Annotated in this window: 25 protein-coding genes; 14 read left to right on the top strand and 11 right to left on the bottom strand. The window is 60.4% G+C overall.

Annotation, left to right across the window (positions count from 1 at the left end; genetic code table 11):
- Positions 1 to 8: 8 nt before the first annotated feature.
- The 7 genes from QZ298_RS05605 to yidD are packed head-to-tail and all read left to right on the top strand — an operon-like array spanning position 9 to position 6,017.
- Complete coding sequence (locus tag QZ298_RS05605) at positions 9 to 479, top strand: hypothetical protein (RefSeq protein WP_296006416.1); 471 nt, start codon at positions 9 to 11, stop codon at positions 477 to 479.
- A complete protein-coding gene (locus QZ298_RS05600) occupies positions 472 to 2,127 on the top strand; it encodes a S41 family peptidase (RefSeq protein ID WP_296006413.1) in 1,656 nt (551 codons plus the stop codon). The genes QZ298_RS05605 and QZ298_RS05600 overlap by 8 nt, the downstream gene beginning before the upstream one ends.
- A gap of 12 nt (positions 2,128 to 2,139) precedes the next feature.
- Positions 2,140 to 3,315 (top strand): ATP-binding protein, encoded by a 1,176-nt coding sequence (locus QZ298_RS05595; protein WP_296006410.1) that lies wholly within the window; start codon positions 2,140 to 2,142, stop codon positions 3,313 to 3,315.
- Positions 3,312 to 4,442 (top strand): DUF4271 domain-containing protein, encoded by a 1,131-nt coding sequence (locus QZ298_RS05590; protein ID WP_296006407.1) that lies wholly within the window; start codon positions 3,312 to 3,314, stop codon positions 4,440 to 4,442. The genes QZ298_RS05595 and QZ298_RS05590 overlap by 4 nt, the downstream gene beginning before the upstream one ends.
- A gap of 37 nt (positions 4,443 to 4,479) precedes the next feature.
- Positions 4,480 to 5,340 carry a uroporphyrinogen-III synthase gene (locus QZ298_RS05585; protein ID WP_296006405.1) on the top strand — a complete coding sequence of 287 codons (861 nt, stop codon included), beginning with the start codon at positions 4,480 to 4,482 and terminating at the stop codon, positions 5,338 to 5,340.
- Between the two features lie 9 nt (positions 5,341 to 5,349).
- On the top strand, positions 5,350 to 5,760 hold the full coding sequence (locus QZ298_RS05580; protein WP_296006402.1) for a ribonuclease P protein component: 411 nt from the start codon (positions 5,350 to 5,352) through the stop codon (positions 5,758 to 5,760).
- An 11-nt stretch (positions 5,761 to 5,771) separates the two neighbouring features.
- Complete coding sequence (yidD, locus tag QZ298_RS05575) at positions 5,772 to 6,017, top strand: membrane protein insertion efficiency factor YidD (protein ID WP_296006400.1); 246 nt, start codon at positions 5,772 to 5,774, stop codon at positions 6,015 to 6,017.
- A 96-nt stretch (positions 6,018 to 6,113) separates the two neighbouring features.
- On the opposite strand, the gene QZ298_RS05570 is transcribed toward yidD, so the two are convergent.
- From QZ298_RS05570 to QZ298_RS05545, 6 genes are all read right to left on the bottom strand, one after another.
- Positions 6,114 to 7,013 (bottom strand): cation diffusion facilitator family transporter, encoded by a 900-nt coding sequence (locus QZ298_RS05570; RefSeq protein ID WP_296006397.1) that lies wholly within the window; start codon positions 7,011 to 7,013, stop codon positions 6,114 to 6,116.
- Positions 7,010 to 7,939, bottom strand: a complete 930-nt coding sequence (locus tag QZ298_RS05565) for a helix-turn-helix transcriptional regulator (protein WP_296006395.1) — start codon at positions 7,937 to 7,939, stop codon at positions 7,010 to 7,012. The genes QZ298_RS05570 and QZ298_RS05565 overlap by 4 nt, the downstream gene beginning before the upstream one ends.
- A 248-nt stretch (positions 7,940 to 8,187) precedes the next feature.
- The gene (locus QZ298_RS05560; RefSeq protein ID WP_296006394.1) at positions 8,188 to 10,017 is read right to left on the bottom strand and encodes an LTA synthase family protein; all 1,830 of its coding nucleotides are present in this window, start codon (positions 10,015 to 10,017) and stop codon (positions 8,188 to 8,190) included.
- Positions 10,018 to 10,077: 60 nt separating this feature from the next.
- The gene (gene upp / locus QZ298_RS05555; RefSeq protein WP_296006391.1) at positions 10,078 to 10,734 is read right to left on the bottom strand and encodes a uracil phosphoribosyltransferase; all 657 of its coding nucleotides are present in this window, start codon (positions 10,732 to 10,734) and stop codon (positions 10,078 to 10,080) included.
- 20 nt (positions 10,735 to 10,754) lie between these two features.
- Positions 10,755 to 11,966, bottom strand: a complete 1,212-nt coding sequence (gene hflX / locus QZ298_RS05550; protein ID WP_296006390.1) for a GTPase HflX — start codon at positions 11,964 to 11,966, stop codon at positions 10,755 to 10,757.
- A 187-nt stretch (positions 11,967 to 12,153) separates the two neighbouring features.
- The gene (locus QZ298_RS05545; protein ID WP_296006387.1) at positions 12,154 to 12,837 is read right to left on the bottom strand and encodes an energy transducer TonB; all 684 of its coding nucleotides are present in this window, start codon (positions 12,835 to 12,837) and stop codon (positions 12,154 to 12,156) included.
- A gap of 176 nt (positions 12,838 to 13,013) precedes the next feature.
- Here QZ298_RS05545 and rlmN point away from each other — a divergent pair, with 176 nt between their 5' ends.
- On the top strand, positions 13,014 to 14,057 hold the full coding sequence (gene rlmN / locus QZ298_RS05540) for a 23S rRNA (adenine(2503)-C(2))-methyltransferase RlmN (RefSeq protein WP_296006385.1): 1,044 nt from the start codon (positions 13,014 to 13,016) through the stop codon (positions 14,055 to 14,057).
- An 87-nt stretch (positions 14,058 to 14,144) separates the two neighbouring features.
- Complete coding sequence (locus tag QZ298_RS05535; protein WP_296006382.1) at positions 14,145 to 14,588, top strand: thioredoxin family protein; 444 nt, start codon at positions 14,145 to 14,147, stop codon at positions 14,586 to 14,588.
- A 34-nt stretch (positions 14,589 to 14,622) separates the two neighbouring features.
- Here the strand turns inward: QZ298_RS05535 and QZ298_RS05530 are convergent, their stop codons facing one another.
- Genes QZ298_RS05530 through QZ298_RS05520 form a run of 3 tightly spaced genes read right to left on the bottom strand, consistent with a single transcriptional unit; the run spans position 14,623 to position 16,991 of the window.
- Positions 14,623 to 15,243, bottom strand: coding sequence for a 16S rRNA (guanine(527)-N(7))-methyltransferase RsmG (locus QZ298_RS05530; RefSeq protein ID WP_296006595.1), 621 nt, complete (start codon positions 15,241 to 15,243; stop codon positions 14,623 to 14,625).
- Positions 15,244 to 15,273: 30 nt separating this feature from the next.
- Positions 15,274 to 15,834, bottom strand: a complete 561-nt coding sequence (locus QZ298_RS05525; RefSeq protein ID WP_296006378.1) for a sigma-70 family RNA polymerase sigma factor — start codon at positions 15,832 to 15,834, stop codon at positions 15,274 to 15,276.
- Positions 15,825 to 16,991, bottom strand: coding sequence for a glycosyltransferase (locus QZ298_RS05520; protein ID WP_296006375.1), 1,167 nt, complete (start codon positions 16,989 to 16,991; stop codon positions 15,825 to 15,827). Before QZ298_RS05520 ends, QZ298_RS05525 begins: the two co-directional genes overlap by 10 nt.
- A gap of 261 nt (positions 16,992 to 17,252) precedes the next feature.
- Between QZ298_RS05520 and tgt the strand changes: the two genes are divergently transcribed.
- From tgt to QZ298_RS05495, 5 genes are read left to right on the top strand one after another with little or no spacing between them, the layout of a single operon-like run.
- Positions 17,253 to 18,383: a tRNA guanosine(34) transglycosylase Tgt gene (gene tgt / locus QZ298_RS05515; RefSeq protein WP_296006372.1), complete on the top strand. Its 1,131-nt coding sequence runs from the start codon at positions 17,253 to 17,255 to the stop codon at positions 18,381 to 18,383.
- 1 nt (position 18,384) lies between these two features.
- Positions 18,385 to 19,566 (top strand): LptF/LptG family permease, encoded by a 1,182-nt coding sequence (locus QZ298_RS05510; RefSeq protein WP_296006368.1) that lies wholly within the window; start codon positions 18,385 to 18,387, stop codon positions 19,564 to 19,566.
- Between the two features lie 10 nt (positions 19,567 to 19,576).
- Positions 19,577 to 20,560 (top strand): PASTA domain-containing protein, encoded by a 984-nt coding sequence (locus QZ298_RS05505; RefSeq protein ID WP_296006366.1) that lies wholly within the window; start codon positions 19,577 to 19,579, stop codon positions 20,558 to 20,560.
- Positions 20,560 to 21,639, top strand: coding sequence for an RluA family pseudouridine synthase (locus QZ298_RS05500; protein ID WP_296006363.1), 1,080 nt, complete (start codon positions 20,560 to 20,562; stop codon positions 21,637 to 21,639). Before QZ298_RS05505 ends, QZ298_RS05500 begins: the two co-directional genes overlap by 1 nt.
- A 46-nt stretch (positions 21,640 to 21,685) precedes the next feature.
- A complete protein-coding gene (locus QZ298_RS05495) occupies positions 21,686 to 23,386 on the top strand; it encodes a YgiQ family radical SAM protein (RefSeq protein WP_296006361.1) in 1,701 nt (566 codons plus the stop codon).
- A gap of 28 nt (positions 23,387 to 23,414) precedes the next feature.
- On the opposite strand, the gene QZ298_RS05490 is transcribed toward QZ298_RS05495, so the two are convergent.
- Both QZ298_RS05490 and QZ298_RS05485 read right to left on the bottom strand, forming a co-directional pair.
- Complete coding sequence (locus QZ298_RS05490; protein WP_296006360.1) at positions 23,415 to 24,698, bottom strand: putative sulfate exporter family transporter; 1,284 nt, start codon at positions 24,696 to 24,698, stop codon at positions 23,415 to 23,417.
- A gap of 55 nt (positions 24,699 to 24,753) precedes the next feature.
- A complete protein-coding gene (locus QZ298_RS05485) occupies positions 24,754 to 25,821 on the bottom strand; it encodes a porin (RefSeq protein WP_296006358.1) in 1,068 nt (355 codons plus the stop codon).
- Positions 25,822 to 25,828: the final 7 nt, after the last annotated feature.

The following is a 25,828-nucleotide window of genomic DNA, read 5'->3' as shown; positions in this document are numbered from 1 at the left end:
TTTTTCTCATGTATCTACTGCGTGCTTTCAAATATTTCGTCGCCATGTGCGTGCTCTGCGTAGCGATCATGGCCCTGATGCTTCTCTCGGGCACCTCCGCGCTCTCGCTCGATGAGACGATCTACGTCATGCTCCACACGGATCGTTACCTGACCCTGCTCATCGCCATCATCGTGCTCGCCGCCTTGTATCCGCGCTTCGGATTCGTCTCGCGCAAAGTAGAGGGCGACCTGGAGCGGCACCGCCAACAGCTCGTCAATGCGTTCAAGTCGGCAGGATTTTCGCTGTCCGAAGAATCGGACGGCAAACTGACGTTCCGCGCCGACACGCTCCTGCACCGCACGATGCTTCTGTTCGAAGACCGAATCGAAGTGTCGCAATACGGCCAATGGATCGTGCTGGAGGGGATACGCCGCGGCGTCGCCCGGGTCGGTTACCGGCTCGATTCTTACATACAAACGGCAGAACGCAATGAATAGAAAATACCTTCTCTGCGCCGCAGGGGCCATCGGCGCCGCGCTGTTGCTGACCTACGCCCAACCCAACGATTTCGGTTTGGGCCGCAACATGGAGATCGCGGTCAACATGATGCGCGAACTCTCGCTCGGATACGTCGATCCCGTCGATCCGGACAAACTCATGACCGGAGCCGCCCAGGGCATGGTGCGCGGACTCGACCCCTATACGGAATTCATCCCGGCCGACGAAATGTCGACTTTCGAAATCCTTACCACCGGGAAATACGGCGGCGTAGGTTCGCTCATCCGCCAGAAAGGCGACCGCGTGATCTTCGCCCAGCCCTACAAGGGTTCGCCCGCCGACCGCGCCGGGCTGAAGATCGGCGACAAGATCATGTCCATCGACGGCAAGGACGCCCGCGGCTTCACGACCGACCAGGTGTCGGCCCTGCTCAAGGGCGACCCGGGCACACAGGTAAAAGTCAGCGTCGAGCACCTCGACGGGCAGCAGCAGACCGTGACGCTGACCCGCGAACGCATCGCCATCCCGAGCATCCCCTATGCCGGCTGGGCAGCCGAGGGAATCGGCTATATCCGCCACAGCGACTTCACGGAGGGTTCCTACGAAGAGATGCGCGCCGCCATCGAACGGCTCCGCAGCGAGGGCCGGCTCCAAGGGCTGATCCTCGACTACCGCTCCAATTCGGGCGGCATTCTCCAGGAGGCCGTCAAGATTCTCTCGATGTTCCTGCCCAAAGGCACCGAAGTAGTGACCACCAAGGGGCGCACCGCCGAGTCGGCGCAGGTCTACCGCACGGCCTCGGAGCCGGCATTTCCCGACCTGCCGCTGGTCGTGCTGGTCAACGGCAACTCGGCTTCGGCAGCCGAAATCGTGGCCGGCGCGCTGCAAGACCTCGACCGCGCGGTGCTCGTCGGGCAGCGCACTTTCGGCAAGGGGCTGGTGCAGAGCACCCGCCCGCTGGGCTACAACGCCATGCTGAAACTCACGACGGCCAAATACCACATCCCCTCGGGCCGCTGCATCCAGGCCATCGACTACTCGCACTCGCAGCAGGGCGCCGTGAACGCCGTTCCCGACTCGCTGATCTCGGAGTTCACGACCCGCGCCGGGCGCAAGGTTTACGACGGCGGCGGCGTGATGCCCGACCTGCGCACCGAGCCGGAGTACATCAGCCGCTTTGCGGCGACGCTCTATGCGCTGGGCTTCATCGAGGATTTCGCCGACGACTACATGCGCCGCAACCCCGGGAAGCCGGACGACTTGGTATCGTTTACCATTACCGATGCCGACTACGACGACTTCCGCACCTTCATGCAGGACAAGGAGGTGCCTTACGAGTCGGATTCGCGCCGGGCGCTCAAACAACTGCGCGACGCGGCCAAGGCGGATCGCTTCGACGCCATCGACGAGCAGATCGAAACCCTCGAAAAGAACCTGCGCGACGACACGCAGGCCAACCTGGAGACCTACCGCAAGGAGATCGTCCGCTCGATCGACAACGACATCGTGCTGCGCCATGGCTACACCGAAGCGGTGCTCGCCCACTCGCTGCCCGACGACCGCGACGTGCAGCAGGCCATCGAGCTGCTGCACAACCCGCAGGAATATGCGCGCATCCTGACCGAGCAGGATACACCGCGCAAGTAACCGCCGCCCGCCATGAAATTCCGTCGCATCTTCTCGTTCCGCAACCGCGTGGTAGTAATCATTATCGGCGTGCTTCTGGGTGCGCTGTCGCTGCTCTACACCAACAACATGGCCCAGCGGCTCAAACAGAAGGAACAGCACGACGTCGCGCTCTGGGCGCATGCGATGGAACGCGTCAACCGCAATGCGACGGGCAACGCCATGGCCGACCCGCTGATCGCCGACATCGTGTCGAACAGCAACAACATTCCGTTCATCATTACCAACGAGAATCTGGAGGTCATCAACTCGCACCTCATTCCCGACCGCGTGATCGACCATCCCGACCTGCTGCGCCGCCAGATCGAGCGCTTTACCGAGGAGAACACCCCGCTGCCCGTGCGGTTTTGGTGGACGAACGACCACTACCACATCATCTTCTACGGCAAGTCGCGGCTGCTCAAGTCGCTCTACTGGTTCCCCTACGTGCAGCTGCTGGTCGTCACGCTCTTCATCCTGCTGGGATTCATCGCTTTCCGTTCGACCAAGCAGGACGAGCAGAACCGCGTATGGATCGGTCTGGCCAAAGAGACGGCCCACCAGCTGGGCACGCCCACCTCGTCGCTGCTGGGCTGGATCGAGTATCTGCGCTCGCAACCCGTGGATCCGGCGGCCGTCGAGGAGATGAACAAGGATCTGACGCACCTGATGAAGATCGTCGACCGCTTCTCGAAGATCGGCTCCGAAACGCCGCTTACCCCGGCCAACATCAACGAGACCGTGGGCGAATCGGTCATGTATTTCCGCAAACGCATCCCCCGCAACGTGACGCTCGACTACAACGGGCTGGCCATCGCGCCCGTGCAGGCCAACATCAACGCGGCGCTCTTCGAATGGGTGGTCGAGAACCTGATGAAGAACTCGCTCGACGCCCTCCAGGGCCACGGGGCGATCGACGTGCGGATTTCGGCAGACGAAAAACACGTGATGATCGACGTGCGCGACACCGGCAAAGGCATCCCCAAAAGCAACTGGAAGCGCATCTTCGAACCCGGCTTTACCACCAAGACCCGCGGCTGGGGCCTGGGATTGTCGCTCTCGCGCCGTATCGTCGAGGAATACCACCAAGGACGCATCGCCGTGATCGACTCCGAACCGGGCAAAGGCACCACGATCCGCATCACGCTCAAACGCATTTTTGAGACATGACCGGCACCCAGACACCCCGCAGCGACAGCTTGCCGCCCCAAACGACCGACAGACAGCCGGCAGGCGACGCAGTGACGATCGCCCCGACGGCCGCACCCGCTCTTTCCGACGTCTCTGCTCCAAAGACGGCGGACACGACCGCAAACGCGCGCTCGGCAACCCCGCCCCACGATGCTTCGGCCGCAACCCGGCCGACGACCGCCGCATCGTTGCCCGAAGAAAACACCGTTTCCGGCTCCGATTCGTTAATGGCCACGGCCTCTCTTTCCGGCCCCGATTCGCTTCTTGCTTCCGGCTTGTTCTTTTCCGACGACCTTGGGCATGCGCACGATTCGCTGCCCGCAACAACCGTCGCCGAACCGGCCTTCCGCAACGTTGCACCGCAGGAGGTTTTCGGCGCCGCCTCGTTCCGTGCGGCCGGCATTCCGGTTCCGTCGCCCGCGACCGCCCCGGCCCGCTCCCTGACCGGCACCCCGGCGTTCGAAATCCTGGTGTTGCTGCTCACGGCGGCCTATGCCATCTTCCTCTATCGCCATCTGAACGACATCGTGTTGCTTTTCCGCCGGATTTTCCACACCCGGGCTTCGCACGAACGGCTCACGGAGAGTTCGGGCAGCGGCAACAACATGCTCCGGTTCCTCAACATCGCGGCAGTCTTCGGCCTGCTGTTCCTGGGCGCCGCAACGATCAAATGCGTCGACACGCTGCTGCCCGCCGAGATTCCGGAAGCCTGGCCCCGCGAACTGCTTGCCACAGCAAGCCTGCTTGCCACAGCGCTGTGGGCTTTGATCGCCGTCTACCAGTCGTTGTTGCTGAAGACCGTAGGCACGGTCACGCTCGCCATGTTGCTGACCGACCAAATATGGATGCTCAAACGCACCTATTTTGCATTGGCGGCCATTTTCGCCCTCCCGCTGTTCCTGCTCCTGGCGCTCGTTCCCTCGGACTTGGGTACCAGCTGGCTCTACATCACGGCCATCGGATTGGCCATTACGGCAATCTTGTGCCTCAGAGAGACGTCGCAGCTGTTTCTTGTAAAAAAAATTCCGATTTTATATTGGTTTTTGTACCTTTGCATCGTGGAAATCTTCCCTTTCAGCCTGCTGTGGCTGTTAGCGGTAAGATAAACCCCAGAAGCAACAATAACCGTAAAAGGAGGTACATTTGAAAATCGACAGCGTATTGGTTTCGCAGCCGAAACCAGCCATCATCGAGAAATCCCCGTTCTACGAATTGTCCCGGCGGCACGAAGTGGAAATCGACTACCGCCCTTTCATCCGCGTGGAGGGCGTCTCCCTGAAAGAATTCCGCGCCCAGCGGGTCGAGATACTCACACACACGGCCGTCATCTTCACGTCCCGCACCACCGTCGATAGTTTCTTCCACATCTGCGAAGAGGCCCGCATCGCCGTGCCGGAGACCATGAAATACATCTGCCAGACCGAGGCCGTGGCCCTCTACCTGCAAAAATACATCGTTTACCGCAAGCGCAAAATATCGTTCGCCGACGGGTCGTTCACGTCGCTCGTCGAACTGATCATCAAGCACAAGGAGGAAAAATTCCTCCTGGCGCTCAGCGAGCCGCACAAACCCGAGCTGCCCGATGCGCTGTCGAAGCTCAAACTCGCAGTCGACCCCGTCATTCTGGCCCGCACGGTCGCCGCAGACCTCGATGCGGTGCACGTCTCGGAATACGGCCTGCTGGCCCTCTATTCGCCCTCCGACGTCAAGACGCTCGTGGCGAAGTACAAGCCGGCCGACCTGCCCCCCGTGGCGGTCTTCGGCGACGGCACGCTGCGCGCGGCGCTGGATGCCGAACTGCGTGTGCTGGCCAACGCTCCCACGCCCGCCGCACCCTCGATGGCCAAGGCGATCGACTTGTATCTGACCAAAATCGAACGCGGCGAAGAGGTCGAGCCGGTAGCCCTGACGACCGACACGCACAAGGAGGAGTTCCTGCGCACCCAGCAGCACAAACTGGCCAAGAGCCGCACGCGCCGCGCCAACGCCGAATCCCGCAAATAGCCCCGCAGCATGTCCGACCGTTCGCTTCCCCGCGCAGAGCGGCTTCGGTCGCTCGGAGCGATCCGCCGTCTTTTCGAGCAGGGCCGAAGCGGCTTCGTCTTTCCGTTCCGTTATATCTGGCTCGCGGAATCCGCCGCAAACGACGCCGGCCGGCCGGAAGTCTTGTTTTCCGTACCCAAGAAATACCACAAGCGGGCCAACAAGCGCAATCTGCTGCGCCGCCGCACCAAAGAAGCCTATCGCCAGCAAAAACAGCTCCTCGCCCCCGGCCAAACAGGGACGGATCTTACGATGGCTTTGATCTATACATCGAAAGAGGCGCTGCCTTACAAACACATCGAACGCGCCGTCGTGAAAATTCTTTCGACAATAGGCGAACAAATGCAAACGGCGGGTCGGCAGCCGGACGATCTCCTTTGACCGATTCGGCCATGAACGACAAAACGCATACTTTGTTCAAGCGCTTATTAGCTCTGCCCCTGCTGCTGCTCGTGCGATTCTATCAGCTGTGCATCTCGCCGCTCACGCCGCCCGCATGCCGCTACACGCCTACCTGCTCGCAATATGCGCTGGAAGCACTGCGCAAATACGGCCCGCTGAAAGGAGGATGGCTTACCTTGCGGCGCCTGGCCCGCTGCCACCCCTGGGGCGGAAGCGGATACGATCCGGTGCCATAGAAAACCAGAACGGCGACTTCGCCTCCCGCCGGAGAGTACGGCACTCGCACGGCAGAAAAGCCGCCCAACGCACCGGATCGCAACATTCCGATTATTTCATTCGCACCGCCCGCTGCAATGTTCCGCAACGATTTCGCATTCGAGCGTCGCATGGCAGATGCCCGCCTCGGAAAGCATTGCTTTGAGCCGGGGTTTTACCTGCACCATCATACACGGATCGGAGAGCAGCACATGGGCTGTCAGTGCATTTTCAGTCGTGCTCATGGCCCAAACGTGGATGTGATGCACCGCTTCGACCCCCTCGACGGCGATCATGCGTCGTTCCAACTCGGCGACATCGATCCCCGCCGGCACGCCGTCGAGCGAAAGGCGCAGGCTGTCGCGCGTCAGCGACCACACCGAAGCCACGATCACGACAGCGATGATCATCCCCACGATGGGATCGACGATCGTCCAGCCCGTGCGGACGATTACCAACCCCGACACCAGCACGCCGACCGACACCAGCGCATCGGCCGCCATGTGAAGATAAGCTCCCTTGACATTGAGGTCGCGTTTGCGATCTTTCATGAAAAGCCACGCCGTAAAACCGTTGACCAGCACGCCGATGCCAGCCGTCCACGCGATGGCGCCGCCCTGGATCGGAGCAGGATGGAGCATGCGCCCCACGCTCTCGGCGATGATGATCCCCACGGCGATGAGAAGCAGCAACGAATTGAACAACGAAATAAGCACCGTGCTTTTCTTATAACCATAGGTATAACGCTGCGTGGGCCGCACCTGCGCCAGCCGAAACGCCAGCATGGCCAACAGCAGACTGAAGACGTCCGAAAGGTTGTGTCCGGCATCGGAAAGCAAGCTCATCGAACCATACCACAGTCCGGCAAGAAATTCCACAACCACGAACAACACGTTGAGCGCGATGCCGATCAGAAAAGCGCGGTTGAGCGACGAAATCCGATGGTGACCGTGTGATGCGTGGTGGCGGTGCGTCATGCTTGCGTATCGGTTATGGAGTCCTTGATTTCCGAAAGTTCGACCAGCTTGTTGACGATGGCATAGATCGTCAGTCCGGCCGCCGAATGGATCTGCAATTTCGATGCAATATTGCGCCGGTGGGTAATGACCGTATGGGTCGAAATACACAATTCGTCGGCGATCTGCTTGTTGGTCAACCCTTTGACTACACAAACAATAATCTCCCGCTCTCGGGCGCTCAACGGTTCCTGCCGCTCGGCGCACGCCCCGTCGGCCGCCAGCCGTTCGACAGCAGGAATGAAAATCTGGTTTTCGACCGCATTGTGCGAGGTCAGCTCCTCCTCGCACGTAAAGATATCGTACAGCACACCGTTCAGTTCGTTGCTGCCGCCCGAAGGATAGTATTTGATGATGATGTTTTTCAACTCGCGCAGGCGCTCTTCGATCCGATCGTGGTGGCGCCGGAAGACCTCCATCGAATAGTCGGCCTTCTTCTCTCCGGCAAGCAATGCTTCGACATAGGGAAACACCGACTTCTCCTCGTAGGCCATATGACGGTCGACCTCGGCAGCATATTCATCGAAATAGCGCATGATAGCGAACGAAACGTCGCTCAAGCTGCAATCGACAGCCTCGATCAACTTGCGCCGGATGGCCGGCAGGCGGAAGTCGAGGAAATAGCCGTGGGAATTGTGCAGATAATCCAGCAGCGAACGCACCGAGACATCGGCCGCGCACTCCTCGCCGGCACCCGGGCCGGCCGAGAGGTTGACGACGGCCAGGAACGTAGACGCATCGACTTCGTTTTCGGCGCACACCTCGGCCACGGTTTTGTCGCCGAATCCCAGCGCGATGCCGAAACGGCTCATGACCTGCAACACCGCATAACGGTCGCAGACCAGATCGCACATCCGTTCGTCGGAAGAATAACGAGACTTCAACATAACAACAATCGTAAATTTATTCGCCCCCGGACTCCTTGCCCCGGGCACCATGCCGGAACGGCTGCCGCGCACACTCCGGCAACACCCTTTTTATCGGTTCAAAAATAATTGTTGCTCCGCAAGCAGACAATACCTAAAAAAGGGGATTCGAACCGTTCGATGCCACGTTCGAAATCGATACCCCCTCGAATCCGCCCGAATCCCTCCGGAGCGGCCCGGCACTGTCCCCCGCCATCCGCCCCGTCCGGTCATCGGTTTTCTATATCGACATAAGTCGTCTGCAACAGGGTGCGGCCAACGTCGGTCAGCGCCGGCGCATCCTCCGCCACAATCTTGCCCGTCACGGCATCCCATATCGCCTCGCCCGAGGCGTCGACCACACCGAAACCGTCGTTGAACGTATAGTAGGCGAACTTCGGAAGCGCCGGATCGAAAATGTCCTTGCTATAATCGAAATCGTCGTGCGCCACGCCCAGCTGCCCCAGCACCGTGGCGCAGAGGTCGATCTGCGACGCATACTCCTCCACGACGAGCGGGCCTGCCACGGCGCCGCCCGTCCAGATCATCGGAATGCGGTGGCGCAGCGGTTCGTTATAGGCCAGCGGCGGCGGATAGGGCACCCCGTGATCGGCCACGAGCACCACCAGCAGGTCGTCCCATGCAGGCGAGTTCTTCCAACCTTCGATCATGCGGCCCACGCAATCGTCCGCAAAAGCCGTAGCGTTGAACATCCGATCCTCGAACCGGGCGAACGGCACGTCGAACGGCGGATGGCTGCTCAAGGTAAGCAGCCCGGCGAGAAACGGCTCGCCCGAAGCGCTCCACTCGATTACCTGCCGGCCGAACCAATCGCACATGACCCGGTCGTCGTAACCCCAGTCGGCAGGCGGCGTATCGAAATCGAAATCTTTCTGCCAGAAAAGCTCCTGCCAGCCGGTAGCATACATGTAAGATGCTTGGTTCGTAAAATTGAGGTCGCCGCCATAGGCGAACCTCGTGGCGTAGCCCTCGCGGTTCAGCGACCGAGCCAGCGACGGCAGATTGCGGCTCTTAGCCGGAAGTTTCATGATCGACATCCGCGTCTGGGCGGGGAAGCCGCTCAAGATCGCCACTTCGCCGCGGTCGGTGCGGAATGAATTGGCGAAGAAATTCTCGAACCACACGCCCTCCCCTTTCAGCCGGTGCATCCAGGGCATGACCGGCATGCCGTCGACCTGGGCGTCCATGACCGTGCGAGCGAAACTTTCGAGAATCACGACCACGACATTGGGCCGCCTGGTGCGGAGCACCTGTCTCCCGGGTGCGGAGCCGGGCCGGTTGCCGCGCAACGCCTCGAAGCGCTCCGCCCGGGTCTGCTCGTCGAAGAAAGGATATTCGGCTGCATAATCCGTGCGGTCGCCCAAGGTGGAGAGCAACGAAAAGACGGGATTGACGGCCGCATGATTGAGCAACATCCGGGAGCTGAAATAGACTTTCGACACGTTGGCGACCGAAGCCCCCGTGCCGCCGCGGATAGCCAAAAAATCGAACCCGGCCAACAACAATACCCCGAGACTCCCGGCCCCGGCGGCCCGCCATCCGAGCGTCCGGCTGTCGAACAACCGCACGACCCGGCCATAGACCCAGATCATGGCTGCGGCATATGCTGCAAAGATCGCCGTTTGCCGCACGCCGAGCCAGAAATCGACGCTGGCCATCGCCTCGCGCGGATCGGTCAGGTAGATCAACACCGTGGCGTCGATCCGAAACCCCCAATGCTCGTAAAGCGCAAGGTCGACAGCGAAAATTGCCGCCACAACAACAGAAACGACCGCGAAATAGGCCATGAATGCCCGCCGCATGATCCGTTCGGGCAGCGGCACCCACAGCGACAGCAGCACCACAAGCACGGGCAGCGCCGAGACATAGCCGGCCACAGTCATGTCGAGCGACAAGCCGTGCCGCACGACCTGCCACCAGTCGGCCGCCGAAAAGCCCTGCCCGCAGGCATACCACACCAAGAAGACGGGTTTCTGCACGGCCAGAAGCAATACCGTGGCCGCGAAAACGGCGAAAAGAAAGACCGATTTATGTTTCATCGCCCGCATGGAATCAGATCGAAGAATATGAATCCCGCTATCCCTGGCCAAAATCTCTTTCTATATTTTCTCCCCGTACGCCAGGTCGCCGGCATCGCCGATGCCGGGCACGATGTAGGAACGCGAGGTCAGCTCCTCGTCGACGGCCGCCGCCCAGACGGTAGTCGTCTGCCGCGGCATGTTCTTCATCACGTAGTCGACACCCTGCTCGCTGGCGATCACAGCGGCGACATGGGTATGGGCCGGCACGCCGCCCCGCTCGCACAACGCCTGGTGGGCCAGCACGAGCGACGAACCGGTAGCCAACATAGGATCGACCAGCAACAGAGTCTTGCCCTCCAGATCGCCGCACGAGATATACTCGACCTTGACCGTAAACTTCCCGTCCTTGGTGCTCTTGCGGTAGGCCGAGACGAAAGCGTTCTGCGCATCGTCGAAGTAGTTGAGAAAACCCTGATGGAACGGCAGGCCGGCACGCAGAATAGTGGCGATGACGATCCGGTCTTCGGGCAGCTCCACGGTCGCCACGCCCAGGGGCGTCTCCACCGCCCGGGGTGCGAAACCGAACGTCTTCGAAATCTCGTAGGCCGTGATCTCGCCGATGCGCTCCATGTTGCGGCGGAAACGCATCGAATCGGTCTGCACCGACTTGTCGCGGATCTGGGCGATGAACTTGTTGAGAACCGTGTTCTGCTGGCTGAGGATATGCAACTCCATAATAACTTGAGGTTTGATGGTCAATAGAGAAAATTGTTGAACGGGTAGCGCCCGGCGTGGATTTCGCGCACCATGCCGTACAAATCGGTGCGGAACTTCTCCAGGTTGGTCTTCGCCCGGGCCGAGAGGAAGATGCACGGCGTATTGGCCTTAGCAATCCAACTGCGCTTCAGGTCATCGAGCGAGAGGTTCTCGCGCGTGGCGGGCGTGAGGTCGTCCTCGTCTTTCTTGACATAAGTATAGGCGTCGATCTTGTTGAAGACCAGATACACAGGTTTGTCGCCTGCGCCGATCTCCTGCAACGTGCGTTTCACGACGTCGATCTGCTCCTCGAACTGCGGATGGGAGATGTCGACCACGTGCACCAGCAGATCGGCTTCGCGCACCTCGTCCAGCGTCGACTTGAACGACTCGATCAACTCGGTGGGCAGCTTGCGGATGAAGCCCACGGTGTCGGACAGCAGGAAAGGCAGGTTGTCGAAGACGACCTTGCGCACCGTGGTGTCGAGCGTGGCGAAGAGCTTGTTTTCGGCAAACACCTCGCTCTTGGAGATCAGGTTCATCAAGGTGGATTTGCCCACGTTGGTATAGCCGACGAGCGCGACGCGCACCAGCTGCCCGCGGTTGGAGCGCTGCACGGCCATCTGGCGGTCGATCTTCTTGAGGTCTTCCTTGAGTTTGGCAATGCGGTTGCGGATGATGCGGCGGTCGGTCTCGATTTCGCGCTCGCCGGCGCCGCCGCGCGTACCGGTGCCGCCGCGTTGCCGCTCCAGGTGCGTCCACAACCCCGAGAGACGGGGCAGCATGTACTCGTAGTTGGCCAGCTGGACCTGCGTCTTAGCATAGGCCGTCTGGGCGCGCGACATGAAGATGTCGAGAATCAACCGCGTGCGGTCGAGGATGCGGCACGGCATGGCCTTTTCGATGTTGCGCGTCTGCGAGGGCGACAGCTCATCGTCGAAAATCACTACGTCGATTTCATTCTCGCGGCAATAGTCGGCGATCTCCTCCAACTTGCCCGGGCCGACATAAATCCGCGACGAGGGCTGGGGCAGGCGCTGCGTGAAGCGGCGCACGGCCCGGATGTCGGCCGTCTCGGCCAGGAAATCCAGCTCGTCGAGAAACTCCTCGACCTGCCGCGGCTCCTGACCGTCGCGGATCACGGCCACGAGCACGGCCCGCTCGCCGTCGGCAGGCGCAGGGTCTATCGTATGGTTCTTGTTCTCTTCCAAAATTCAAAATTCAAAATTCGAATTGCGTCGTTCGTATCGTTGCGCCGGATACCCGTATCTTATTCCGGGCGGCAAACACCATGCTACGCCGCCCCTTTCGGGTGCCGGACGGACGATCCGGTCAAAAACAAGGGTATCCGCCCGAAAGAGGATACCCTTTAGATTGCCTTGCAGCGGCCGCACACGCTTAATTCTGCACGCGGAAATCGACGGGCAACGTATACTTGACACGCACCACCTGGTTGCGCTGCTTGCCGGGACTCCACTTGGGCGACTTGTTGAGCACGCGGATCGCCTCCTCGGAAAGCGACCGGTCGGGAGTCTGCAAAACCTGCACGTGAGTCAGACGGCCGTCCTTCTCGATGACGAACGTCAGCACGACGCGGCCCTGAATGCCGTTCTCCAACGCGATCTGGGGGAACTTGACGTTCTGCTGCACCCAGTTGCGGAACGTATTGAGGTCGCCGCCCTGGAACGAAGGCATGGTCTCGGCGATCAAGAACGGCTGGTCGTCCTCGACGACCTCTTCGGCCACCTCGACCTGCTGGATCACTTCGGTATTCTCATCGAACTCGGCGAAGTCCACGTCGGTGGTAATCTTCGTCTCGTTGGTCACGACCTGCAACAAGTCGGCGATAACTTTTACCTCGACTTTCTTGGGAGCCTCGGGCGGCTTCTGGTCGTGGCGCGTGATCTCGACGATCTGCTCCTCGACAGGGCCGTAGTTCAGATCGACTTTCTCGATGCGGTGCTCCCGCGGCGTATAGGCGAAAGCCACGATCACCAGAGCCAAGGCGATGATGAGACCGATTTCGAGCAGCAGCCCCCGCTTGTTCTGGAGGTCTGCCTTGGGCGATTTCTTGATTTCCATCTATTCTTAAATTTTTGATCGTTCGGTTAAGGGCGCGCCGAAGCCCGCACTACACCACAAATATATAGATAAAATTTCAAAATCGGACTGCTTCGGACAAAAATCTTCAACTTTTACCTATTTTTGCACTCCGGAAACGCACTCCGGAACAGAAAAACACTGGCAAAAACCACTCCATGACCGCAGAAAAGAGACCTGACGCCGCCTATCTTTACGGACGCTCGCCCGAAGAATTGTCCGCCTTGTGCAAGGAACTGGGCATGCCGCGTTTCGCGGCGGGACAGCTGTCCCGCTGGCTCTATACACGGCACGAGGAAGACCCGATGAAAATGAGCGACATATCGGCTGCGCACCGGGCCGCACTGGCAGCCCGCACGGTGCCGGCGTTAAGGGCGCCGGAACGGGTATGGGAATCGGCCGACGGGACGAAGAAATACCTTTTCCGCACAGGCGAGGGGGCTTTCATCGAATCGGCCTACATCCCCGACGGCGAGCGGGCGACGCTCTGCGTCTCGTCGCAGGCGGGGTGCCGCATGGGCTGCCGCTTCTGCGCCACGGGGCGCCAGGGGCTGCAACACTCGCTTCCGGCGGCGGAAATCATGAACCAGATCGTCTCGCTGCCCGAACGCGACCGGCTGACGAACGTCGTCTTCATGGGAATGGGCGAACCGCTCGACAACCTCGACAATGTGCTGCGGGCGCTGGAGATCATTACCTCGCCCTGGGGCTTCGGCTGGTCGCCGACCCGCGTGACGGTCTCGACGGCAGGCGTGGCGCCCCGCCTGCGGCAGTTCCTCGACTCGACAGACGCCCATCTGGCCGTGAGCCTGCACAACCCGTTCGCCGAAGAACGGGCCGCCATCATGCCTGTGGAACAGGCCTGGCCCATCGCCGAGGTGGCGGCCATCCTGCGCGAATACGACTTCACGCACCAACGGCGCGTGTCGTTCGAATACATCGTCATGAGCGGATTGAACGACACACCGCGCCACATCCGCGGACTGTGCCGCCTGCTCGACGGCATCAAATGCCGCATCAACCTGATCCGGTTCCACAAAATCCCCGGTTCGCCCTACTTCTCGCCCGACCAGGAGGCGATGCTCCGGTTCCGCGACGCACTGACCGCCCGCGGCATCCACACCACCCTCCGTGCCTCGCGCGGCGAAGACATCCAGGCGGCCTGCGGCCTGCTGAGCACGGCCGAGCGGACAACCCCATGACACGGCCGTCCTGCATCCGACCCCACGCAACCGCTCCCCGCTTTTTGGGTGCGGTATTTGCAAGTCCGAACAAAAAACGAACGCAAAATGAAAAAATGGCTCCTTATTCTGGCCGTAACGCTCGCAGCGAACGCCGCACAGGCCCAGGTAAAATTTGAAACCGCCGCGACGGACAACGTGCGCGAAATGGCGATCAAACAAGGCAAGTTGGTCTTCATCGACCTTTACGCCTCGTGGTGCCCGCCCTGCCGCATGATGTCACGGCATGTCTTTTCACGCAAGGATGTGGGCAAATTCATGGACGAACGTTTCGTAGCAGCGAAATACGACACGGACAAGGAACCCGGGAAAACCCTGCTGGCCCGCTATGGCGAGGGCGCCATTCCGCTTTATCTGGTATTCGACACCAACGGCGAACTATTGGGCCGCATGCAAGGCGCCTCATCGGCCGAAGAATTCATGGCCGGAATCCGGAAGATACTGAAATCACGAAACGGGGCCGAAAAGAATCGGGGGCAATTGAAACGCTAAGAAAACACATCCGGAACACCTCTGCGGGGGGGGGCTATCGGGCCGTATACACCACTTTCTTGGTCTCGAAAAACTCCTCGTCGAAGAAGCGCGGGATGTCGTAGATGTCCCATCGTTTGCCAGTCAGGGCCAGCTCCTCGGCCAAGTCGCCGCCTTTAAGATAGAGGATGCCGTTGGGCAGCGTTCCGCGCTGCCCTTTTTCAATGCGGTTCCACACCCACCCGACGAACTGGGGCATGGCCGTCACGGCGCGCGAGACGACATAATCGAACCGCTCGCCCATGGTCTCGACCCGCACGCAGCGAGGCACAAGATTCTTCAATCCCAAACCGGCCGCCACGCCCTCGACCACGGCGATCTTCTTGCGGATCGAATCGGCCGCCGTGAACTGCGCTTCGGGAAAGAGCACGGCCAGCGGCACCGACGGAAACCCGCCGCCGCACCCGACGTCGAGCACCCGGGCGCCGGCATCGAACGCACAGACCTTGGCGATGGCCAGCGAGTGGAGCACATGCCGCAGGTAAAGCTGGTCGAAGTCCTTGCGCGACACGACATTGATCTTTGCGTTCCACTCGGCATAGAGGTCATACATGGCCGCGAACTGCCGACGCTGTTCGTCGGAAAGCTCCGGGAAATATTTCAGAACAAGTTCCACCATCGGATCATGAATTGTGCGGGGCGGGAATCACTCCTCCCCCTGCGTGATGAAGCGGCACATCCGCTCCCGGGCGCGATGGATCTGCGTCTTGACCGTGCCGAGCGGCAGATCGAGTTTGGCGGCGATCTCCTCGTAAGAATACTCCTCGAAAAAACGCATCTCGATCAACTTCCGGTAACGCGGGGAGAGACGCTCCAGATAATTTTCCAGCTGCCGGCGCTGCTGTCCGTTGATGACGCTCTCCTCGGGGGTGGGAGCGCTGGAGGCCGGGGCCGCGAAGCGTTCGTCGATGGGCAGGTCGTCCTGCCGGCGCCGAACATAGTCGACGAACGTATTGCGGGCGATGGTATAGACCCACTGCCCGAACGTATAGGCGGCATTGTAGCGGTGGAGGTTGACGTAGACCTTGACGAAAGTCTCCTGCAACAGATCGTCCACGTCGCGGGCGCCGCCCATGCGCTGCATGAACAGCCGCCGGATCGCCTCATGGTAGCGGTCGAAAAGATACTCGAAAGCCGTATTGTCGCCGGCGAGCACCAACTCGACCAAGCGCCGGTCGTCGGCTACAATGTAGTCGGCTATCTCCATACGCGCTTGTCTTTGCGCAGCAGCATGAGCCGCACGAGGATGGCCCCCGGCAGACTCAACAAATCGTAGATGAAATAACACCATGCGATGCCTCGCTCGCCCACGCGCTGGGCGATGCGCCTTACCTCGATGGCCACGATGACATAACGCAGCAACACGAGCAAAGCAACGGCGGCCTTATACTCCAACGGCATGAAGATCAAGGCGCAAAGAACGGCGGCGAAAAAGAGCAGCCGCGAACCGATCTCCCATTGCACGTAGTTCTTGGCCGAACGAGGATAGAACCGGAACGCCGAACCGAAATAGCGCAGCTGCCCCAACCCCCAGCCCAGGCCGCCCCAAATCTTCTCGCGCAACGTAGCGCGCGGCGAGAGGATGACGCTCACGTTGCTGCGCGTCATGACCTGCTGCAAGAAAAGATCGTCCTCGCCGATGTTCATGTTGAGCCGGTTGAAGCCGTTGGCACCGAAATACAAAGTCTTGGTAAAGCCGAAATTCTGCAACATGCCGCGGTAGGGACGCCGGCGCACGGCACGGCCCAACCACTCGGCGGCGTGCATCATGCGCCAGGTGCGCATGAGGTAGTTGACCAATCCGCCTTTCTGCTCGACGCCGCAATACCCCACGACGACGTCGCCCCGCGTGAAACCCTTGGCCATGAGCGACAACCATCGGTCGGTCTGCGGACAGGCGTCGGTCGAAGTGAAGATCATGTGCTCGTAATGGGCCGACTTGATGCCGACGTTGAGCGCCATCTTGCGCGAAATGGGGAAGCGCGGATTAAGGTGGATCTTAGTCGTCGTGATCTGCGGAAACGACTGCTTCAACCGCGCGAGGTCTTCGTAGAAATCGGTGTCGTGGCCCACGTAGACGATTACCACCTCGAACTTGGGATAGCTCTGGGCCAAGATCAGCGGCAGCCGCTCCTCGACGAAAGCATAGTCTTCGGAAAAAAGCGGCATGACCACCGAGACGGGAGGATCGGCATCGAGCACCACGGGCCGGCGGTTGTTCTTGTAACCGGCGATACGACCGTAAACGAAAATATAATAATAGAGCTGCACACCCAGCAGTACCAGAAGCACGGCGGCAAGCGCTGCGCCCTCCCTGCCGTAGCAAGCCAGAAAAGAGTCGAAGAAAGAATCGAAAAACTGCATAATCCTAAAATAAGCACAAAGGTAGAAAACAATTAAGAATTAAGAATTAAGAATTAAGAATTTTTTTGCGTACTTTTGTCGAGTTATAGGCTTTCCTTGCCCTGGGACGGTTCCACGCAGGATTCGGCAGAAGCGGCGACGCCCTGCAAACCGGGCGCGGAACAAACCGGCTCCAAGAACCGGCCGCTGCGAATAAACCGGACGCTGCGGCGCGCAGGTTTTTCCCGGGAGCAACAAAAGCCGGAACGAAAGCATAGAACGATGGAATTCATCTTGCAACATAAAGACCCCTCGTCGCAGGCCCGTGCGGGCGTATTGCGCACCGACCACGGCGAGATCCTCACGCCGATCTTCATGCCCGTGGGCACGGCCGCCACGGTCAAGGGCATCTACCACCGCGATGTGCGCGACGAAGCACGGGCGCAGATCATTCTGGCCAATACCTACCACCTCTACCTGCGGCCCGGCATGGAGATCATCGAGAAGGCGGGCGGCGTGCACCGTTTCTCGACCTGGGAAGGGCCGATGCTGACCGACAGCGGCGGTTTTCAGGTCTTCTCGCTGGCCGCATGCCGCAAGCTCAAGGAGGAGGGGTGCCACTTCCGCTCGCACATCGACGGCTCGAAGCACCTTTTCACGCCCGAAAGCGTCATCGACACCGAACGCACCATCGGCGCCGACATCATGATGGCGTTCGACGAATGCCCGCCGGGCGATGCGCCGCGCGACTATGCGGCCAAGTCGCTCGACCTCACGGAACGCTGGCTCGACCGCTGCTTCGAACGCTATGCGCAGACAGCGCCCAAATACGGCCACTACCAAGCGCTCTTCCCCATCGTCCAAGGCTGCACCTACCCCGATCTGCGGGCCAGAGCGGCGGAGAACGCGAAGCGCTACAACGCCGACGGCTATGCCATCGGCGGTCTGGCTGTGGGCGAACCCACGGAGACGATGTACGAGATGATCGAGGTCGTCAACGCCATCCTGCCCGACAACCGCCCCCGCTACCTGATGGGCGTCGGCACTCCGGTAAACATATTGGAAGGCATCGACCGCGGCGTGGACATGTTCGACTGCGTGATGCCGACGCGCAACGGCCGCAACGGCCAGCTCTTCACGGCCGAGGGCATCATCAACATCCGCAACAAGAAGTGGGAGGACGACTTCTCGCCGATCGACCCGCAGGGCACAGCGTTCGTCGACACGCTCTACTCGAAAGCCTACCTGCACCACCTCTGCGTCTGCGGGGAGATGCTGGCGGCCGAAATCGCATCGCTGCACAACATTGCGTTCTACCTGCGGCTGGTCGGCATGGCCCGCGAACACATAGCGGCCGGCGACTTCAAGGCGTGGAAAGAGACGATGGTCGCCAAACTGCAACGAAGACTCTAAGATGATGAGGTTCGGTTCCATGCAGTTTTTCGCCTCCCGGCGCAAGGCGGACAAGCCCGGCCCGGTCTCCGGCTTGTCGAAAACGTTCCGATTTCCGGGATACAAGATTCTCGACCGCTACATCTTAGGCAAGTTTCTGTCGACCTACTTCTTCGCCATAGCGATGATTATCGTGGTAGTCGTGCTTTTCGACTATGTGGAGAAAATCGACGACTTTACCGAGCTGCATGCACCGCTGCGAAGCGTGATCTTCGACTACTACCTGAACTTCATCCCGTTCTTCATCAACCAGTTCAGCGGCCTGTTCACTTTCATCGCCTGCATCTTCTTTACCTCGAAGATGGCCTACCAGACCGAAATCGTGGCCATGCTCTCGGGCGGCATGTCGTTCCGGCGGCTGATGTGGCCCTACTTCCTGGGCGCCCTGATCATCGGCGGCCTTTCGCTCACGCTCAACCTCTGGGTCATCCCGCTCTCGCAGCGCAAGATCGTGGAGTTCGAATCGCAGTACATCAAACGCAAGCAGAATACCCAATACGACCAGCACATCTACCGCCAGATCGAGCCGGGCACGTTCGTCTACATCCGCGGCTACCGAGACGCTTCGCACCAGGCCTCGTTCTTCGTACTGGAACACTACGAAAGCGGCTCGATGATCCGCTCGCTCGAAGCCTCGGAGACCCGCTTCGACCCCGAGACCAAGCGCTGGACGGCTCCGCGCTACACCAAACGCGAATTCGACGCCTCGGGAACGGAGACCTTCGAACAGTTCCGCAACCTGGACACGCTCATCAATCTGGAAGTGAGCGAACTGGGGCGGGTCAACGAACTGATCCAGACGATGAACATCTCGGAACTGAACCGTTTCCTGGCCCAGCAGCGGGCCAAAGGCTCGGACGCAATCAACATCATCGAAGTCGAACGCCACGCCCGCTACGCCTATCCGCTCTCGACGTTCATCCTGACGCTCATCGGCGTGTCGCTCTCCTCGCGCAAGGTGCGCGGCGGCACGGGCCTGCACATCGGCATCGGCACGGGCCTCTGCTTCTCCTACATCCTGTTCAACCGCTTCTTCGAGGAATTCGCCAAAAGCGGCTCGCTGCCCCCCTGGCTGGCCGTATGGCTTCCGAACATCATCTATCTGTTCATCGCGGTCTACCTCTACCGGAAGGCCCCCAAATAATGCGAAAGACATGCAGAAACCCGCATCCCTGTGGCAGCGGCTCAAAGAGCACTCGCTGATCTACAACCTCTTCCTGATCTGCGCGATCATCGCGGCCCTGGCCGTGACCGCCCACATAGCCATGCAGATCGGCACCCGCCACGGACACCGGCGCACGGTGCCCGACTTCTCGGGCATGCCGCTGCGCGAGGCCCAGCGCACGGCCCGCAAACACGACCTGCGCCTGCAAATCAACGACTCTCTCTTCGTGCCGACCTACGAAGGCGGCATCGTGCTGGATCAGCTGCCCGCGGGCGGCGTGGAAGTGAAGCCCGGCCGCACGGTCTACATCACGATCAACTCCTTCCGCCAGAAGATGGTGCCTGTGCCCTATGTGGCCGACCGCTCGCTGCGCCAGGCCAAGAATATGCTGGAAATCGCAGGACTGGAAATCAGCGAACTGATCTACCGCACCGACATGGCGACCAATTATGTGCTGAGCCAATTCGTAGCGGGCCGCGCCGTCACACCCTCCAGCCGCCTCGAAGCCGAAATGGGCTCGGGCGTGACACTCTACGTGGGCGTGGCGCCGGGACACAACGCAACCTATGTGCCCGAGACCGTGGGTCTGACGCTCAAAGAAGCCAAGGGCCGGCTGTGGGAATCGGGACTCAACGTCGGAAAGATCGCTTTCGACAAGGGCATCAACCTGCTCAACCAAAAAGATGCGCGCGTCTATCTACAACAACCCGCCGCGGAACGCCGCCTGCATCTGGGCGCGAAAGTCGACCTGCAACTGACCCTCGACGAAGCGAAATTGGAGAAAATTCGCCAGGACGCAGAACAACGGGCCATCGAGGCGGCCCAGGCCCGCCAGCGCCGCGAGCAGGAGCGCGCCGACTCGATCGCCCGGGCGAAACTGGAATACGCCGAACCGACGGCTGCCGAACCGGTCGTCGAAACCCCCGCTGCGGGGAAACAAAACCAATCCGACCCCGACAGCTTCTTCGACTGATGGACAACGCACCCTACATGGACGACGACCTGCTCGACGACCCGGCCCTGGGCGAGGAGGAGAGCGAGCAGGACGGCCTCTACGAACACTTCTCGGTCGTAGCCGACAAGGGGCAGACGATGCTGCGCCTGGACAAGTTCCTGGTGGCGCGCATGGAGCACTGCTCGCGCAACCGCATCCAGGCGGCGGCCGACAGCGGCAACATCCTGGTAAACGACATGCCGGCCAAGGCGAGCTACAAGGTCAAGCCGCTCGACCGCATCCGGATCGTGCTGCCCTATCCGCGGCGCGACAACGAAATCCACCCGGAAGAAATTCCGCTCGAAATCCCCTACGAAGACGACGACCTGCTGCTGGTCGACAAGGAAGCCGGCATGGTGGTGCATCCGGGCGTGGGCAACCACTCGGGGACGCTGGTCAACGCCCTGGCCTGGCATCTGCGCGGCACGGAGATCGCCGACAGCGGCGGCATGCGCGCGGGGTTGGTGCACCGCATAGACAAGAACACGTCGGGACTGCTGGTCGTGGCCAAGAACGAACAGACCCATGCCCGGCTGGCGAAACAATTTTTCGACCACACGATCTACCGCCGCTACGTGGCTCTGGTGTGGGGCGACTTCGCCGAAGACGAGGGAACGATCACGGGAAACATAGGCCGCAGCCCCCGCGAACGACAAAAAATGTATGTATTCGAAGACGGCTCGGACGGCAAACATGCCGTAACCCACTGGCGCGTGCTGAAACGCTACGGCTACGTGACGCTGGTCGAATGCCGCCTGGAGACGGGGCGCACGCACCAGATCCGCGTACACATGGCTTGGCAGGGACATCCGCTTTTCAACGATGAACGCTACGGCGGCGACCGCATACTCAAGGGAACGACGTTCGCCAAATACAAACAATTCATCGAAAACTGCTTCGCCCTGATGCCCCGCCATGCCCTGCATGCCCAGTCGCTGGGTTTCGACCACCCCACGACCCGCCGCGAAATGCGCTTCGAGAGCGAGCTGCCGGCGGATTTCCGGGCCTTGCTGACCAAGTGGGACAACTACGCCGCGACAGCCGAAAAAGAGAACTGAAAAACAAACATCCCCGTATAACAAAAAGGGAATCCGACCGCTCGATTTGTTTTTGCCTACAACCATAAAAGAAGTGCGTGCCCGAGGGTGGGACGAGCTGGACGTCGTGCTTTTCACGGGCGACGCCTACATCGACCATCCGGCATTCGGCGCCGCAGTGATCGGGCGGCTGCTCGAAGCCGAGGGCTACCGGGTGGCGATCGTGCCCCAGCCCAACTGGCGCGACGACCTGCGCGACTTCACGAAGCTGGGTGCCCCGCGTCTCTTTTTCGGCGTGACGGCCGGGGCGATGGACTCGATGGTCAACCACTACACGGCCAACCTGCGGCTGCGCCACGACGACGCCTACACGCCGGGCGGCAAAGCGGGATTCCGCCCCGACTACGCCGTGACGGTCTACACGCGGATACTCAAACGACTCTACCCCCACACGCCGGTGGTCGTGGGCGGCATCGAAGCGTCGCTGCGCCGACTGACCCACTACGACTACTGGAGCGACACGCTCAAACCCTCGATTCTGGCCGAATCGGGCGCCGACCTGCTGATCTACGGCATGGGCGAAGGAGTGATCCAACAAGTGGCCCGCGCGATGCGCAACGGCTACAACGCCAAGCTGCTGCGCAAAATCCGCCAGGTGGCGTTCCTGGCCGACGAAGCCTACGTCTCGCGGCTCGATCCGACGACGACGATCCGCCTGCACAGTTATGAGGAATGCTGTGCGGACAAACGGGCGTTCGGCGAAAACTTCACGATCATCGAAACCCAAAGCAACCTGCCGGAGCCGGAAGCGACGCTGGTCGAACGCGCGGGCGACCGCTACACGGTGGTAACGCCGCCCCAGGCGACGCTGACGACCGAAGAACTCGACCGTTCGTTCGACCTGCCCTACGAACGGGCGCCCCACCCGCGCTACAACGGCAAGGGCGCCATACCGGCGTGGGAGATGATCAAATTCTCGGTAAACATCCACCGCGGCTGCTTCGGAGGCTGCTCGTTCTGCACGATCTCGGCCCACCAGGGCAAGTTCATCCACTCGCGCAGCGAACGCTCGATACTGGCCGAAGTGGAACGAATAACGAAGATGCCGGGATTCAAGGGCTACCTGTCGGATGTCGGAGGCCCCTCGGCCAACATGTACCGCATGGGCGGCCGCGACCGCGAAGCGTGCCGCAAATGCCGCCGGGCGTCGTGCCTGCACCCGGCCAAATGCCCCAATCTGAACAACGACCACCGGCCAGCGCTCGACCTCTATGCCAAGATCCGGGCCGTGAAAGGCATCAAGAAAGCCTTTATCGGCAGCGGCATCCGCTACGACCTGTTCGACGACTCGCCCTACCTGGCGACGGTGCTCAAGCACCACACGTCGGGCCGGCTGAAGGTGGCGCCCGAGCACACGGAAGACCCGGTGCTGAAGCTGATGCGTAAACCTCCGTTCGCGATGTTCGAACGGCTGCACACCGACTTCCGACGCATCTGCCGCACCGAGGAGCTGCCCTACCAGCTGATCCCCTACTTCATCTCGTCGCACCCGGGCTGCACGGAACGCGACATGCGGGCGCTGTCGCAAAAAGTGCTGGGCAAACTCCACTTCACGCTCGAACAAGTGCAAGACCTGACACCCACACCGCTGACCCTCTCGTCGGTCATGTTCTACACGGGCGAAAACCCCTACACCCACGAAAAAGTCTACGTCGCCCGCTCGCAGGAGGAGAAACGCCGGCAGAAAAGCTACTTCTTCAAAAAATAAAAGGCCGTGAGGCCTTTTATTTTTCAATTTAGAGCATCGGTTTCAACACCCCGAAGAAGAGACACGCCACGATCAACGTGACCACGACATTGAACGCCTGCGCCCCGAGGAAAGCCCACAGAAGATTGCGGTTCTCGCGGGAAACAATATCCTTGAGCCGAGTATCGAGACCGATGCAGACGAACGCGAGCGAAAAGAAAACCGTGGAAAACATCTTGGCGACGCCCGGCTCGATCCATTTGCCCTTGTCGGAAAGCGTGAAGACCCCGCCCGACTGGCACAAGCTGAACAGGAGCGATGCGGCGACGAAGCCGATGATGAACTTGGGAAACTTCTCCCACACGATGCCCAACGACGGACGTCCGGAGCTGCCTTGCCCGCCGCGGGCCGAAAGATAAAGTGCGATGAAGAACGCCACGACGCCGATCAGGACGTTCTGCGCCGCCTTGATGATGACGGCATGCTGGTTGGCGACCTCACCGACGATGGTGCTCGACGCGGCGACGCCCGACGTGGTGTCGATCGTACCGCCGATCCAGGCGCCGGCCACCTCCTGCAAGGTCTGCGGGTCGGAGAAGATCAAAGGCAGCACCGTACGCGCCAGCCAAGGCATGAGGTAGATCATGGGCACGACGACGATCAGAACGAGCGAGACGATGTACGACAACTTCTTGTCATCGCCGCCGGCTACGCGCGCAGCCGTGATGCAAGCCGAAACGCCGCAGATCGAGACGCCCGACGAAAGGATCATGGCCGACCGCTCGTCGACCTTCGCCCGGCGCGAAAGCCGGAATGCGAAGAACCACACGACGGCGACCACGACGCATGCCTGCAAAAGCCCGAAGATGCCGGACTTCATGACATCGCTGAACAGGATGGTGGCACCCAGACACACGACGCCGATCTTGATGTAGAACTCGCCCTGCACAGCGGGCTTCATCCACTCGGGAACATGCCATAGATTGCGGATCAACAATCCGAAAACAACAGAAAAGAAGACCGACTCGAATCCATAATAAGCCACCTGCGGAATCTTGGCAACGACCTGAGCGAGGAGCGAAACGGCGAAGACCATGACGAACGACGGCAAAAGCCCTTTCATGGGGCGCTGCAAAAGCCATGACCCGACATAAAGCACCGCCAGGCAAAGGAGAAACAACAAGGCGATGTTGTACCACGCGACGCTGCCGATCAAAGTCGACGGAACAGCAGGCAACTTTCCGGGAACCGCGAGCGCCAACAACAACAGCGGCACGGAAATCCAAACTACGACCCAATCTTCGGTGCGGAGTTTTTCAAGCAAATTTTTCATAAGAAGAGGTTTGATCGATCGAAAGAACCGCAGCCCGGCAAGGGCTGCTTGTCACTCAGAACATGCCCGTGAACATGACGGCAACTACGCTGCGGGCCGCAGTATCGAAGGCCGGGCCGTAGTTTTCATAAGTATAGTTGATCTGACAACGCAAATGCTTGACAGGTGCCCAGAGCAAACCCACGGTATAGTTATCCTGTCGAGTCGCGGAACGCGCAGAAGTATTCTCGGCAAAGGTATCGAACCGCACGACGGGCATCAGATTATACGGAGCACGCCAACCGGCCAGCAGATACCAACCGTCGCTGCCGAACTCGCCATGATCGCTGCCGGTGCGTCCGCCGATCCACTCGCCGCGGACGACGACGGCACCGCGGTCGTAGCAGATACCGGCCCCGTAACGCTCGCGCTTGAAATATGACGCACCGTATTCGCCCCAATAATAAGACCCCGACAGCAACAACCCGTCGACGGGGCGCAAGCTCAGACGGGCAACGACATCCTTGGACTTGTTCTTGTCCCAGGTGTTGATCCCCTCGCCGTTGAAGACGCTGAAATCATAGCCGACGACATTCCGGCCCTGCCGCGGAAAGAAACCGCCGGAGAGCGTGGCCCCCAACTCGCGTCCGGAAGCCGAAATCCCGCACAGATCGGAACCGAAGCCGACGAGCTTGCACAAAGCAAGAGGATACTCGATCAACTCAAAACGGGTAGGAGGATAATCGGTATTCTCGATCGAAAAGGGAATCTTGTACTGACCGACCTTGAGCTTGAGCTGGCGGAAAGGACTATACTGCAAATAAGCGTCGACCAACTGCGGCTTGCAGAACTCGAATTGTATCTTGTAGTCGAGTTTCGGCACGATGTCTCCGGCGATGCTCAAACGCACGCGCTTGAGAAAGAACGAGGACGCCTCCCCGCCATATTGGTATCCGGCCTGCACGTAGCCCGAAAACTCGGGCAGCCGGGACACGATCTTGTCCCAGGTCGAAGTCCGCGCTTCGAGCACGGCGACGCGAGCAGCGAGGGTATCGGACGGGGAAGACGCTTCGACGTGATTCCGAGCCGTTGCAACACGGCAAAAGATCGAAGACAAAAAAAAGAGAAACAAATATTTCTTCATGGAACGG

The sequence above is a fragment of the uncultured Alistipes sp. genome (assembly GCF_910580175.1).
Classification (GTDB): Bacteria; Bacteroidota; Bacteroidia; order Bacteroidales; family Rikenellaceae; genus Alistipes.
This window is presented reverse-complemented; position numbering and strand designations above follow the sequence as displayed.

Excerpts from the sequence above, each read along its gene's own strand:
- QZ298_RS05605 (WP_296006416.1), top strand. The coding sequence starts at position 9 with ATGTATCTACTGCGTGCTTTCAAATATTTCGTCGCCATGTGCGTGCTC.
- QZ298_RS05600 (WP_296006413.1), top strand. The coding sequence starts at position 472 with ATGAATAGAAAATACCTTCTCTGCGCCGCAGGGGCCATCGGCGCCGCG.
- QZ298_RS05595 (WP_296006410.1), top strand. The coding sequence starts at position 2,140 with ATGAAATTCCGTCGCATCTTCTCGTTCCGCAACCGCGTGGTAGTAATC.
- QZ298_RS05590 (WP_296006407.1), top strand. The coding sequence starts at position 3,312 with ATGACCGGCACCCAGACACCCCGCAGCGACAGCTTGCCGCCCCAAACG.
- QZ298_RS05580 (WP_296006402.1), top strand. The coding sequence starts at position 5,350 with ATGTCCGACCGTTCGCTTCCCCGCGCAGAGCGGCTTCGGTCGCTCGGA.
- yidD (WP_296006400.1), top strand. The coding sequence starts at position 5,772 with ATGAACGACAAAACGCATACTTTGTTCAAGCGCTTATTAGCTCTGCCC.
- QZ298_RS05570 (WP_296006397.1), bottom strand. The coding sequence starts at position 7,013 with ATGACGCACCGCCACCACGCATCACACGGTCACCATCGGATTTCGTCG.
- QZ298_RS05565 (WP_296006395.1), bottom strand. The coding sequence starts at position 7,939 with ATGTTGAAGTCTCGTTATTCTTCCGACGAACGGATGTGCGATCTGGTC.
- QZ298_RS05560 (WP_296006394.1), bottom strand. The coding sequence starts at position 10,017 with ATGAAACATAAATCGGTCTTTCTTTTCGCCGTTTTCGCGGCCACGGTA.
- upp (WP_296006391.1), bottom strand. The coding sequence starts at position 10,734 with ATGGAGTTGCATATCCTCAGCCAGCAGAACACGGTTCTCAACAAGTTC.
- QZ298_RS05545 (WP_296006387.1), bottom strand. The coding sequence starts at position 12,837 with ATGGAAATCAAGAAATCGCCCAAGGCAGACCTCCAGAACAAGCGGGGG.
- rlmN (WP_296006385.1), top strand. The coding sequence starts at position 13,014 with ATGACCGCAGAAAAGAGACCTGACGCCGCCTATCTTTACGGACGCTCG.
- QZ298_RS05535 (WP_296006382.1), top strand. The coding sequence starts at position 14,145 with ATGAAAAAATGGCTCCTTATTCTGGCCGTAACGCTCGCAGCGAACGCC.
- QZ298_RS05525 (WP_296006378.1), bottom strand. The coding sequence starts at position 15,834 with ATGGAGATAGCCGACTACATTGTAGCCGACGACCGGCGCTTGGTCGAG.
- QZ298_RS05520 (WP_296006375.1), bottom strand. The coding sequence starts at position 16,991 with ATGCAGTTTTTCGATTCTTTCTTCGACTCTTTTCTGGCTTGCTACGGC.
- tgt (WP_296006372.1), top strand. The coding sequence starts at position 17,253 with ATGGAATTCATCTTGCAACATAAAGACCCCTCGTCGCAGGCCCGTGCG.
- QZ298_RS05510 (WP_296006368.1), top strand. The coding sequence starts at position 18,385 with ATGATGAGGTTCGGTTCCATGCAGTTTTTCGCCTCCCGGCGCAAGGCG.
- QZ298_RS05505 (WP_296006366.1), top strand. The coding sequence starts at position 19,577 with ATGCAGAAACCCGCATCCCTGTGGCAGCGGCTCAAAGAGCACTCGCTG.
- QZ298_RS05500 (WP_296006363.1), top strand. The coding sequence starts at position 20,560 with ATGGACAACGCACCCTACATGGACGACGACCTGCTCGACGACCCGGCC.
- QZ298_RS05490 (WP_296006360.1), bottom strand. The coding sequence starts at position 24,698 with ATGAAAAATTTGCTTGAAAAACTCCGCACCGAAGATTGGGTCGTAGTT.
- QZ298_RS05485 (WP_296006358.1), bottom strand. The coding sequence starts at position 25,821 with ATGAAGAAATATTTGTTTCTCTTTTTTTTGTCTTCGATCTTTTGCCGT.